Below are 13,609 nucleotides of genomic sequence, written 5' to 3'. Positions count from 1 at the left end.
AACGAGATACTTGGCGAGAGCAGATGCTTGTATCACTAGGTTAATCCATAATGGAATTGAAAGGTAGTCCAAACGTCGACGGGTTTCAAGCCTGAAGGGTTAGGTTAATCCATAATGGAATTGAAAGCAAAATCAGTCCCTGAAGCAGGATTACCAGGACCTATGTATAGTTAATCCATAATGGAATTGAAAGATAATAGTCAGGACTGGGATTCTCTTCTGTCTTAACTTCGGTTAATCCATAATGGAATTGAAAGCAATTGTTGTACCACTGAGTGCTTCTCCTAGAGCCTTATGTTAATCCATAATGGAATTGAAAGTCTTCTCCGGCGGGTGATGGAGTAGTTACAGTAAAAATTGTTAATCCATAATGGAATTGAAAGAAACTTCTTATTGTTGACACTGTCGCTAGTAACTTCCATAAAATGTTAATCCATAATGGAATTGAAAGAAGCCCCCGGAACTGACAGGTTGTGTGATAATTACTGTGTTAATCCATAATGGAATTGAAAGACTCCAGCAGACGAGATGATCCTCCGATCGTGACGGACCTTTCGTTAATCCATAATGGAATTGAAAGTATAATATGTTAAAGCCCTCCCTCTCCAGCGTTTCTCCTATGTTAATCCATAATGGAATTGAAAGAGTTTAACCCCTTTTTAAATACTTATTCTATTGAGATGAGTTAATCCATAATGGAATTGAAAGTCAACAAGAGGAACAAAGAGCTGTAGAATTACTTGGAATGTTAATCCATAATGGAATTGAAAGAAAAATATTGCTTGTGTTGGCGGAAAGAGGGGCTTTAACATTAGGTTAATCCATAATGGAATTGAAAGGTAGAAACAACGGCATCCCTATTTCCTTGCAGGAATTAAGGTTAATCCATAATGGAATTGAAAGCATCGAACACCCCGATTCCTTTCCGTGTTTTCGCGAATATGAGTTAATCCATAATGGAATTGAAAGTTAACGCCTCAGCCTCTCTAACTCCGGATTCGAGTAATAAGTTAATCCATAATGGAATTGAAAGCCAGTTTACCGGATAATTAATGAAACTTCTGTAACAACTAGGTTAATCCATAATGGAATTGAAAGATTAACTTCACGTCCCATAGAGTGATCATTACATTAGGAGTTAATCCATAATGGAATTGAAAGATATGATAAAAGAATTAGTAGAAGTTAAAGTGGAAACAAAAGTTAATCCATAATGGAATTGAAAGTCTCGCCATCTTTAGAGTAAGAAACTAGTTTTACTTTCAACGTTAATCCATAATGGAATTGAAAGTCGAACGACCCATTATGGGAAACGAAGCTAGAACAATTCCAGGTTAATCCATAATGGAATTGAAAGATGAAGGCGGAAAAGCGGGCGGGCGAGGCGGCGGGGGCGGGGGTTAATCCATAATGGAATTGAAAGATGATAATTCTTGATACTATCATTCTGCACCGCTATGATTTTGTTAATCCATAATGGAATTGAAAGAGTAATAATTGTGTTTCCATATTTGTATTGGTATAGCTTAAGTTAATCCATAATGGAATTGAAAGATCACCGCATTCATCATTACTGCAGCAGCTCCTGCAATTAAGTTAATCCATAATGGAATTGAAAGAATGATGATGTTGTTATAATCTACAATCCACAGCGAAATTTGTTAATCCATAATGGAATTGAAAGAATTCTTCACTTATTTGATTTAATTCGTCTTTGCTTCTTGTTAATCCATAATGGAATTGAAAGATATATCCGGGAATAGCACTGGTTGTGATCAATATTTTGTTAATCCATAATGGAATTGAAAGACATTAACTCAGTGCTTAAGATTATTAATAATATGCGTGTGTTAATCCATAATGGAATTGAAAGCTCCTCCTGATACACCCTGAGTTTGCGGTGTACTACTCCGTTAATCCATAATGGAATTGAAAGCTTCTAAAAACTTCTTCATTGCTGATAAAAATGGATTTGTTAATCCATAATGGAATTGAAAGGATAAAACAGAGTACCAGAGAGACATGGACATGGTGATAAGGACTGTGTTAATCCATAAGGGAATTGAAAGTCTTGGAAGGCTTTACATACTTCCGCTAACTTTTGTATGTCAGTTAATCCATAATGGAATTGAAAGTTAAAGAGTGGTAAGGGCAGAAGTCGGAAGCGTCTTTACTTGTTAATCCATAATGGAATTGAAAGTAGAAGAAAAAAGAAAAGGAAAAAAAGAAACGTGTGGTATTAGTTAATCCATAATGGAATTGAAAGTTTCCAACGACTTTAATGCTTCAAGTGATATTGCGTAGTATTGTTAATCCATAATGGAATTGAAAGAGAGCTTTAAACATCTCAGCTGATTCCCCAATTTCAGCACCTACATGTTAATCCATAATGGAATTGAAAGATATAATTTGCAGACCCGCTAAACAATGTCACACCTATGGGTGGTTAATCCATAATGGAATTGAAAGCTAGCTAAAGAGATAATTGAAGAAAGAATTGAAGTAAAGAAAGTTAATCCATAATGGAATTGAAAGCTTACAGCCCTTCTAACTCACCATCATACTGGTGGGAAGCGGGTTAATCCATAATGGAATTGAAAGGTACTGTTCACCACTAACTCACCATTCTGCCAATACGGTGTTAATCCATAATGGAATTGAAAGATTATCATTTCCCGTTTACCCCCCGGTAAACGCTCTCTATGTTAATCCATAATGGAATTGAAAGCCCGGTTAACGTCTTATCTTCAGCTGGTACTTTTACCTTACGTTAATCCATAATGGAATTGAAAGATTTCTGTTCACGTCGTTAGTTTTCTCCCTTTCCCTAAAAATTTCTGTTAATCCATAATGGAATTGAAAGTTAGTATATCCGCTTAAACTCCCTATTTGTATAGGTTGGTTAATCCATAATGGAATTGAAAGGCTTATTCAGTGCGGAACATTATATAGCCATGCTGCAGCAAGTTAATCCATAATGGAATTGAAAGTCAGGTATCATCAACACAATCGATTCAATCGCATGCGATTTTCGTTAATCCATAATGGAATTGAAAGAGAGTGTATATGTTTGACACCGAGGTTGAGGAAGTTGACAGGAAGAAGATGTTAATCCATAATGGAATTGAAAGTTTTTTCTTATAAACGAAAACCCGTTATTTTTCGTTTTCAATTAATGGTTAATCCATAATGGAATTGAAAGTCATTATTCTGGATTCAGCCATTCAGCTCACCCCCTTGGTTGAGTTAATCCATAATGGAATTGAAAGTTACTATGTGCATCCCGTATTTCCTAGCCTCACTTAATACGTTAATCCATAATGGAATTGAAAGAGACAAGCGTGTTCCTAAACCAGAACTAGCTAAACTAATCACGTTAATCCATAATGGAATTGAAAGTTGTTCTCTTTACTCCTAAAATTTCAGCAATTCTTTTCCAGGAGTTAATCCATAATGGAATTGAAAGCATTACCGGGCTGATGGTGAGTGTACTTCAACTCGTAAACTGCGTTAATCCATAATGGAATTGAAAGCTTTTGGTTTTGAGGCTTAAGGAGTTTAGTCAGAGGTTCGGAGTTAATCCATAATGGAATTGAAAGCTTCTTTCGAATCGTCAAAGAGGCTTTACTTCTATTATAGGGGTTAATCCATAATGGAATTGAAAGTTACGTCAAATTTCTATATATGAAGAAACACCTTTCAATTAGTTAATCCATAATGGAATTGAAAGAATTCTCCGAGGAACCTCTTAGCGTCTGTTAAATCGTTATGTTAATCCATAATGGAATTGAAAGCGAAATTAGGAAGCCTCGCCCCTTCTGGGGGCAGGGAGCCGTTAATCCATAATGGAATTGAAAGCTGAGGAATGTTATGCTGTAGAAATTGAGGAAGATGAAGTTAATCCATAATGGAATTGAAAGTCTCTTTCGAAATAAACCCCCTCGCGAGGGCTTGTTTTAATAAGTTAATCCATAATGGAATTGAAAGATACCCCATATAGTATGTCGGAAAACTCCTTGGCCCTAGTACAGTTAATCCATAATGGAATTGAAAGGTGAAATCTATCGCAATCTCAGGAGCGGGGGGTGTGATCGGTGTTAATCCATAATGGAATTGAAAGATTTTACTTCAGTATGCCGGAATTGACGTGGATAGTGTTAGAGTTAATCCATAATGGAATTGAAAGGTAATTTAACAACTAATATCCTGTCCCCATAGCCTGTATATTGTTAACCCATAATGGAATTGAAAGATTTTGAAACCATTTCGACCAAACTCATTTTTCTATTACCAGTTAATCCATAATGGAATTGAAAGATTGATATCCTCTCTCAAGAAAATATTCTATATCTCCTTCCATGTTAATCCATAATGGAATTGAAAGGCCAAAACCTCTATAGACTATTCAACATAGCCGGTAAAGAAAAGTTAATCCATAATGGAATTGAAAGGGGGCAAAGAATTCCACTTTTGTCCTTCAATCTCCGATAGTCTGTTAACCCATAATGGAATTGAAAGTTTTCGCTCTGTCCGACAAAGGGTCCTAAGACTTCTGCAAAGTGTTAATCCATAATGGAATTGAAAGTAGAAAAAAAGGGGAAGAGTTTATTAAGCCCCCCTCAGAGTTAATCCATAATGGAATTGAAAGCACGAGATACCGTAGCAGCAACTCTATGACCCTCAGGTAGGGGTTAATCCATAATGGAATTGAAAGTGTTGTAACAGACTTTGCAGTTCTTCAGCACTTAACACTGTTAATCCATAATGGAATTGAAAGATATATCCAGGAATAGCACTGGTTGTGATCAATATTTTTGTTAATCCATAATGGAATTGAAAGATCCAGTATTACTCCTTAGGACGTAATCTATCTCTTCGTCTGAGTTAATCCATAATGGAATTGAAAGATCCAAAGTTTGTATAACCAATTACAGAACACCTCAACAAAGTTAATCCATAATGGAATTGAAAGAATTTATTGTCCATCCGTTAGGTAATGGCGAGATGTAGTTAATCCATAATGGAATTGAAAGAGGAGCTCCAGGAAATCATCGATGCTTTGCACTTCTACTCAGGTTAATCCATAATGGAATTGAAAGGTGTGCTGGTGGGCGAGGATCAGATGCATCCCGTATTTTCTGTTAATCCATAATGGAATTGAAAGAAAATAATTTATACTCAATAGACTTTAAAAACTTAGTCAAATGTTAATCCATAATGGAATTGAAAGACTCTTTGACGTCTTCTTAGCTCTGATGGTCGGTGCGTATTGTTAATCCATAATGGAATTGAAAGAAATTGTTGAAGCATTAATTCCGTTTGCCTTTTCTCATAAGTTAATCCATAATGGAATTGAAAGAAATATCTGGAGGAAATTAAACCTGAGAATATACAGAGTTAATCCATAATGGAATTGAAAGACACTAGTCTTACCCTGAGTTACACTTATCAACCCTAAACTTTCAGTTAATCCATAATGGAATTGAAAGGTTTAGAGAAGATATACTTAGGGCCGAAATTAAAGAAGGTTAATCCATAATGGAATTGAAAGGAATTTATTCTGCTTATGAGCTCTGTAACGGTTATCTCGGTTAATCCATAATGGAATTGAAAGCATAATGGAAATTACATATAAATAAAAAGCTGCAATAAAGAAAGAATTCGCATAAGGAAAATTATACTCCAGTAATTATCTTATTATTTTCTTAGTATGTTTTCTATAATTATATACTTCTCAGTTAATATCTATTATTTTCTCTATGCTATTAACTTTTAATTTTCTATAATGGAATAAACCCAGAAAGATCATCATAATTACTTCTAAGCCTTCATGAAATTGTTTTCACACAAGTAATGCAAAGTTTTAGGTCTATATAATAAATCGTAAACTCGAATATATGTACCGTAAAGGCTAAGAATGGACTTTCAAAAACATTTATAGTGAATGTTAATAAGACAAGATGAGTCAGTTACTCAGAATTAAAACGATTAGGCTCATAGAAAAATTAATTTCATAATTTATATAAACATTTCTGCAAATACTTATTAATCTCAAGAAATGAAAGAAGTATTTTAAGATAGAATACTTAGCTTTAAAGCCAAAATTTTTGTCTACTTATTCTGTAATTTTCCATAAAATGAATTAAGACCATGCACTAACCGGGCAAACTCTCCTGTACTGACAGAAGTCGCACTTCTCTACATTTACCGCTGGTAACTTCTCGCTATTTACTATTTCCTCAATCTTCTTAACTACGTTTTCTATATATTTATAATGTTCCTCTGTTGGCTCTATTTCAAGGACTTTATTTCCTTCCATCACTAATATAGCTCTTTCGACAATACCTAACCTCTTCCTTACTAGATATGCGTAAGCTAAAAGCTGATATCTGAAGGGGGAAAAGTTACCCCTCTTAAATGCTTTTACCTCAACTACCGTATACTTTCTATCCCCAGATAAGATATCAATGCAGCCTGAAAGCCCGTTATAGCTTAAACACACTTCATATTTTACTGGTGTAGTAAGGTTCAGTGATTTAACAACCTCCTCATAAGATATCTTCTTTCCTTCCTCCATTGAGAATGTACTAGGTTCACGATAGCCCATTACATAGTTTATCCATGGTATAGCTTTACAGAAGTGATACTGTTTCACGTCTGACACTGTCACCATTTATAACCACTCTCCTTTCCCAATCTCTCAATCCTAAAGGTATTATATGAAGTATATCATCCTTTCCGGTAACTAGCTTACCCATAATTCTAACTAAATCCTTAAACCGCTGAGAGTCGAGATCTCCTACAAATGCACTCCTCTGTATCCTGCTTAATCCGAGCCTCTGTAGTTCTTTAGCGATCTTATTCCTCTTTTCATCATCTGAAATATCGTAAACTACAATGACCCACATCTCACCACACCTTCACGAATCCCTTAAACTTTTCCTCACCCCTTAATGCTGAAGCAAGCTTTAACGCATATGCCCTCATTGCCTGAATCCCAGTCCTTACATCTCCTCCTTCATCCTTAACCTTACCGTTCATAGCATTTATCACAGCCTCAGCTATCTTCTTTCTACTCTCAGCATCAAGTATACCATCTTTAACGTTAGGTATAAAACCGTTAATATAGAGAGAGACTAACGGGTAATCAACAAGCACTGGCTTAAACATCTCAGAAAAGTCGTATACAAGACTGGGCTTTCCGCTTCTATCTTTGTGAATAAACCCCGCATAAGGGTCTAATCCTACTAGTTGCAAAACTCTTTGTATGTTTGAGTATAGGATTGCATATGCGTAATTAAAGGATACGTTAAATGGATCAGTACTTTCTGGGTCTCTACCTTTCATTGGTATTATTCTGCCTAAGGCATGCCAATAGTACCTAGCTGCTGTAGCTTCATCATCGTCTTTTCCCTCAATTTCTTTATAATCTTTTCCCTCAATACCCAGCTTTTTAAACCAGAACTTAATGTGATTAGCCTGGTTCTTAATTTTAGATTTTATAATCTCTCTCGGTATCTCTTCCTCACCTTTAAGTATTGCCAAATACTGGGCTTTTCTTGTTTCTACCGTCTTCACGGGTTCTGAATGAAAAAGTCTACCAAAAGGGTTTCCTCTAGAGTCTAGAAAGACAATATCTATCCCGTGATCTAACGCTAACCTTATTGCCTTAGACGTAACAGTAACACCAGAGGTCATTATCACTATTTGATCCACTTCTGCAGGAGAAACGTTTACCTTCTTCCCATCTTTTTTAGAAATTACAAAAGTTTTCCCTTTCGTGGAGAGCTTAACACCGTAATCAGCAATTTCTAAGGATTTCATTTCCAACACACCTCGTAAAACGGACAAGTCTCTGGGCATTTTACTGGCTTACCCGGATCTCTGCCATTAAGAACCATTTCTATGATCTCATCTCTTTTATCCAGAATTTCTCTCCTCATATCTGGAGATATGTAATAACTCTCAAACCTTATCTCCACGTCATTAGGGAAACCGTTTATGTAAACAAGGAGCCCATAATCGACCGGAAGTTCTAGGACTGATTCTATAGCTAAAGCATAACCCGCTAAGGCGAGTTTATGGAACTCTTCCCTCTTTCCGGATTTAACCTCAACTACGGTAAACTCACCTAATGCGTCCACTGTAAGTCTATCAGACAATCCAATGGCTGAACCGTCAACTCTAACTTCTGTTGCCCACGGTAAGAAACCAACAGAGTCGCCTCCATAAAACGCTTTAGCCTCAGCGAGCCATGAGGACCAGAAAAGGATTAAATTACCGTATACTTTCCTACAGTATTCAGATATTTCTTGTGGGCAAAACTCTGATTCAAGGTAGCTTTCTTTTACAATCTGATACGGGTCCTTACCGAGGACGTAAGAGATCCTAACATCGTTTAAAGCTTTACTAAAGACCTTATGTATGGATTGACCGAAAACCAGTTGTGCCCTTTCACTTCCCTTTTGGTTTAATACTCTCCTTACGTATACATCTCTCTTTGTAGGGCAATAGTCATATGCAATTTCACCCATTGTTAAACCTAAATAAGCTTTAGGCTTTACTGGAGGAGAGTAGTAATGCCATCCCCTAAGTTCGTCTGGTACTGGATCCATCTCCCTAATCCTGTGTAATCTCTTCAGCTGCTGTCTCCAGATCATGAATATTTATACAAAATCGGATAAAATAAGTATTACCAAGATTTGGTATTACTAAATCCCGAGATTTTTAGGGAATAAAGATAGTATTTTAATATATAAAGTCACGTAGTAATTTAGGAATTTACACTTTTTCCCGAAATATATAATAATATGTTTATCAAAATCATCTTATGAAGTCCTATATATTTACTCTTGGCATTCATGAGGACTTTGCTGTAAGGAGACTTGTGTCCACAAATGTGGGAAGAGATGACGTTATAGTTGTTTTAGTAAAGTCACCAATGACTGGTGGTAATAGAAGGGCTATTAACGGTTTAAGTGCTGTAATGAGCAAAATGGGTTTGAGGGATTCTGTGGTAAAAGAAATTGAGGTTAAGGATATATTTCATGTGGTTGATCAGGTAAGTGAAATATTGAAAGAAGTAAAAGATCCCCTAATTGTTGACATCTCTGGAGGTGAAAGTAAGACCTTAGCGATCGGGATAATTTTAGCGGTAGCAGTAAACAAGAGAGTGGGTAGAATTTATCTTGAAGAGGATGAAGAAGTAAGTTTCCAGATTGAGGATTTTAGGACTGCAGCTGAGGGATTGAGTAGTGAACTCTTGAGGGTTTTGAGTACAGTCGTAGCCAATCCTGGGATAAGACAAGAAGTAATAGCTGAGATGACTGGGAAGAAACTTAAAACTACTATGAATGTTGTAGGGATATTAAAAAAGAGAAGACTAGTTTATCAGAAGGGTAGAGGAGATGGAATTTATCCTACGAAGCTTGGAATATTGATAAGTAAATTAAATCAAGAAAATAATAGAAAATAAATAAAATAGCTTTGTCGTTATTCCCGTTTTTTATCGGGAATTTCTTTCAATTTATAAATGATTAATAAGAGTATCTTTGTAAAGAACATTCAACCTATTTCTCTTTTTAGTATTCCCATTTTTTCAAGGGAATACTAAAAATTCAGTAATGATAAATATGTAACATAGAGAAAAGCTTATATAGTAGAAACGAAGAAAATAACATAAGAAGTAATATAAAAACAATCAGATAATCCTTAATGGAATTGAAAGAGAAAAAGTGATGGAAAATGGCTATAGTGAGTCTGGTCTTGATAATCCTTAATGGAATTGAAAGCCGTAGACCCTGCAGTTATTGCGAAAATAACGGGTCATGATAATCCTTAATGGAATTGAAAGAAAATAGGAATATCGTAGCAGAGGGTAATTCATGGGAAGAAGTTGATAATCCTTAATGGAATTGAAAGTTATATTATGCTCTATTGTTTATGTAAAGCATAAAGTTTATGATAATCCTTAATGGAATTGAAAGTTATTAGAAGCCTGGGTTCTAAAACCTAAATACCCTGACGATAATCCTTAATGGAATTGAAAGTCCAAACAAACCAACTAAGCCAGTCCCACCCAACCAGAGATAATCCTTAATGGAATTGAAAGATTTTCTATTTGATTATCTGCCGTTAAATCTTATCACTAAGATAATCCTTAATGGAATTGAAAGTAATCTCTTTCCTTTTTTCTCATCTCCTCTTCTAACACTTGATAATCCTTAATGGAATTGAAAGTTAACATTAGTATAGAGGTATATCCGATATTTCACTCTGGGATAATCCTTAATGGAATTGAAAGATTTCACAGCTATCAAAATAGTCTAGAAATCCGAAAGGAGGGATAATCCTTAATGGAATTGAAAGTCTAGCGTAAACGATTGCCAAGGCTTAGGTACTACACTTAGATAATCCTTAATGGAATTGAAAGATTATATTGTGTCACTGCTTAAGATTGCTAGAGAGAGTTTGATAATCCTTAATGGAATTGAAAGCTATGCTTATCCAGCTTTCTACGATAACAAGAAATTACTGTGATAATCCTTAATGGAATTGAAAGAACTATTGTATAAAATAATACCTAATGATGTTTTTGACTTCGATAATCCTTAATGGAATTGAAAGCAAGAAATTATAGCAAAATTTGGAAGACTAAAGCCAAACGGATTACGATAATCCTTAATGGAATTGAAAGTTGCTATTGAACCTTAAGGTTAATGATTTTTCAGTTTTGATAATCCTTAATGGAATTGAAAGGTCTATGAGTTCAACATAGTCTTTGTGTTTCTTCTCCCTATGATAATCCTTAATGGAATTGAAAGCTTTGCCATATCTAAGATGATATACTTCAGATACGTGATATGATAATCCTTAATGGAATTGAAAGATCCTTTGCAGAAGTTTAATTTTGCTCTTTCCACCGGATGCTAGGATAATCCTTAATGGAATTGAAAGACCATTTCGGGCTCTCGCCCGCCCGCTTTTTCTTTTTAGATAATCCTTAATGGAATTGAAAGCACAAACTGGAGAAAATGAACAAGTAGAGGGCGAAACAAAGATAATCCTTAATGGAATTGAAAGAGAACAGGCTTATAATCCTGGTATCGATATTTTTAGCTCTAGATAATCCTTAATGGAATTGAAAGGTCAGTACTCTGATCGCCTACGTTTGGAGAAAAGATATGATAATCCTTAATGGAATTGAAAGGAAATAATTAGTTGAAGAATTATGAAGAAAATAAGTAATGAGATAATCCTTAATGGAATTGAAAGTCTGAGAAAGTCATACGGCGCTAAAACAACTGTCTCGCCGTTGATAATCCTTAATGGAATTGAAAGTGATGTAAGGTAAATGGGCAACATTTTGAAATTCATCGATGTGATAATCCTTAATGGAATTGAAAGTTTCTAATGGGACGTGGTTCATTTCTGTGTCGCCTTAGTAAGATAATCCTTAATGGAATTGAAAGAACTTATAAGGAAAGCATTAGATGAATATTTAAAAAATCATTAGATAATCCTTAATGGAATTGAAAGGGAAAATACATTATAGTAGCTACATGCATAACGTCTAACTCTTCGATAATCCTTAATGGAATTGAAAGCGAGAAGTATTATAATACCTCTTATACGATTGGAAACGTCACAGATAATCCTTAATGGAATTGAAAGATTTGATTAAAAATAGAAAAAAATCCCATAGCTTTTTCACTTGATAATCCTTAATGGAATTGAAAGGAGAAGTCTGCTAGAATCGATGAGATCACCAACATCATAAGATAATCCTTAATGGAATTGAAAGTCGTAAGGTTGCAAGCACTGGCTGGGGAGAATAATGCCAGATAATCCTTAATGGAATTGAAAGATGAAATTAGCACCCACCAGCAATCCTATCGCTATTTCTGTCCAGATAATCCTTAATGGAATTGAAAGGTTTTCCGTGAATGCGTCTAATAACATGTGTGAAGGACCGTTGATAATCCTTAATGGAATTGAAAGATGCCATTCATTACGGTCTCTTAATCCTCGTAAAGGATTAGGATGATAATCCTTAATGGAATTGAAAGTGATATTTCCTAATTATATGCGGGGCATGTGGTTGGCTATTATGATAATCCTTAATGGAATTGAAAGTAGACGTTATTTCCGCTCCTCTTCCCTTCCTCCAAGTTGAAAAGATAATCCTTAATGGAATTGAAAGATAAAAATCTTTTTGCCAAAACTTTTAATACTATCATAAAGATAATCCTTAATGGAATTGAAAGATAAGAAGAATTCAGAATTAACTTCGCGAGTTGTTTGATAAGATAATCCTTAATGGAATTGAAAGCATATACAACATGCTCAATTTCCCAATCCTCTATTAAGATTTGATAATCCTTAATGGAATTGAAAGGAACAGACTAGGCCCGGTTAGGTTGAGGTAAGTTTTTGGATAATCCTTAATGGAATTGAAAGTCACCTGAAGCACAGAAGAGTAATCCACCACCACCTCCACAAGATAATCCTTAATGGAATTGAAAGTCAAGTAGACATTTGACAATACCACCTTCTGGTTGTTCGGGATAATCCTTAATGGAATTGAAAGATCCCATACTTCCTTCTTATCATTTAATAGATGTTCTTCGAAGATAATCCTTAATGGAATTGAAAGAATGCGTTGTGCTCCTGGCTTACATTCTTGATACCTTCGGATAATCCTTAATGGAATTGAAAGAGATACTGGGAAATAGAGATTGACGGCGATGAAATCCGTTTGATAATCCTTAATGGAATTGAAAGATTACTATAGCAATTAGACCATCAGCACTGGTCATTCCAGTGATAATCCTTAATGGAATTGAAAGTTAACTTCTCGAGAACTTGCTCTTTATTCTCTGTTGCGATTTCCGATAATCCTTAATGGAATTGAAAGTTATTAGTTTCAAAATAAGGATCTATTTTATAAATAGATAATCCTTAATGGAATTGAAAGTAGTCTGGATAAAGTGCTATTTTTATACCAATAGAATTGATAATCCTTAATGGAATTGAAAGCTCATATATAACCATTACTTGTTTTTTACTTTCTAGAAGATAATCCTTAATGGAATTGAAAGAGCTAGGGTGCTCAGGCTTCCAGGGTCAATAAATCAAAGGATAATCCTTAATGGAATTGAAAGTACAACAGTTCTACAAACCTTTCGACATCATGACGTAACCGCGATAATCCTTAATGGAATTGAAAGATGATGTTTTTATCGCGCCTAGGAAAAATGAAACAATATCACCAGGATAATCCTTAATGGAATTGAAAGGGTTGCTGCTTTTACCATAGCGTTACTCGTCCACACCCTGTTGATAATCCTTAATGGAATTGAAAGTTTCACCCCCATCTTTATTTTCATTTTGCTGATTTATATGATAATCCTTAATGGAATTGAAAGGATATGGAGGGATGAAGAAAAGGCTCCAATTGCAGAAGTATGATAATCCTTAATGGAATTGAAAGTCTTAGCCTTTTGTCTCTCCTCTTTGTACTTCTGATAGAAGATAATCCTTAATGGAATTGAAAGGAAAACGAAGATCCACGCTGCATACGTTGCGTAATCCAGTAGGATAATCCTTA

5 protein-coding genes and 2 CRISPR repeat arrays (2 of these 7 running past the window's edge) are annotated in these 13,609 nt (G+C 35.1%); of the genes, 1 reads left to right on the top strand and 4 read right to left on the bottom strand.

Annotated elements, in window-relative coordinates:
• A CRISPR array of direct repeats spans positions 1-5,614; the repeat unit is 24 nt; unit sequence GTTAATCCATAATGGAATTGAAAG (it extends 1,590 nt beyond the left edge of the window).
• Positions 5,615-6,142: 528 nt separating this feature from the next.
• From cas4 to cas4a, 4 genes are read right to left on the bottom strand one after another with little or no spacing between them, the layout of a single operon-like run.
• Entirely contained in the window at positions 6,143-6,673 is a 531-nt protein-coding gene (gene cas4 / locus D1869_RS14350; protein WP_156015733.1) for a CRISPR-associated protein Cas4, read from the bottom strand.
• Positions 6,633-6,908 (bottom strand): CRISPR-associated endonuclease Cas2, encoded by a 276-nt coding sequence (gene cas2, locus D1869_RS14345; RefSeq protein WP_156015732.1) that lies wholly within the window; start codon positions 6,906-6,908, stop codon positions 6,633-6,635. The genes cas4 and cas2 overlap by 41 nt, the downstream gene beginning before the upstream one ends.
• A 1-nt stretch (position 6,909) precedes the next feature.
• Positions 6,910-7,824: a CRISPR-associated endonuclease Cas1 gene (cas1, locus tag D1869_RS14340; protein WP_231113648.1), complete on the bottom strand. Its 915-nt coding sequence runs from the start codon at positions 7,822-7,824 to the stop codon at positions 6,910-6,912.
• Entirely contained in the window at positions 7,821-8,660 is an 840-nt protein-coding gene (gene cas4a / locus D1869_RS14335; RefSeq protein WP_156015730.1) for a type I-A CRISPR-associated protein Cas4/Csa1, read from the bottom strand. Before cas4a ends, cas1 begins: the two co-directional genes overlap by 4 nt.
• 170 nt (positions 8,661-8,830) lie before the next feature.
• On the opposite strand from cas4a, the gene csa3 reads away from it, so the two are divergent.
• Complete coding sequence (csa3, locus tag D1869_RS14330) at positions 8,831-9,475, top strand: CRISPR-associated transcriptional regulator Csa3 (RefSeq protein ID WP_156015729.1); 645 nt, start codon at positions 8,831-8,833, stop codon at positions 9,473-9,475.
• A gap of 228 nt (positions 9,476-9,703) precedes the next feature.
• A CRISPR array of direct repeats spans positions 9,704-13,609; the repeat unit is 24 nt; unit sequence GATAATCCTTAATGGAATTGAAAG; it runs 606 nt beyond the window's last position.

Origin of the sequence: Sulfurisphaera ohwakuensis, assembly GCF_009729055.1 — an archaeon.
Classification (GTDB): domain Archaea; phylum Thermoproteota; class Thermoprotei_A; order Sulfolobales; family Sulfolobaceae; genus Sulfurisphaera; species Sulfurisphaera ohwakuensis.
This window is presented reverse-complemented; position numbering and strand designations above follow the sequence as displayed.

Excerpts from the sequence above, each read along its gene's own strand:
- cas4 (WP_156015733.1), bottom strand. The coding sequence starts at position 6,673 with ATGGTGACAGTGTCAGACGTGAAACAGTATCACTTCTGTAAAGCTATA.
- cas2 (WP_156015732.1), bottom strand. The coding sequence starts at position 6,908 with ATGTGGGTCATTGTAGTTTACGATATTTCAGATGATGAAAAGAGGAAT.
- cas1 (WP_231113648.1), bottom strand. The coding sequence starts at position 7,824 with ATGAAATCCTTAGAAATTGCTGATTACGGTGTTAAGCTCTCCACGAAA.
- cas4a (WP_156015730.1), bottom strand. The coding sequence starts at position 8,660 with ATGATCTGGAGACAGCAGCTGAAGAGATTACACAGGATTAGGGAGATG.
- csa3 (WP_156015729.1), top strand. The coding sequence starts at position 8,831 with ATGAAGTCCTATATATTTACTCTTGGCATTCATGAGGACTTTGCTGTA.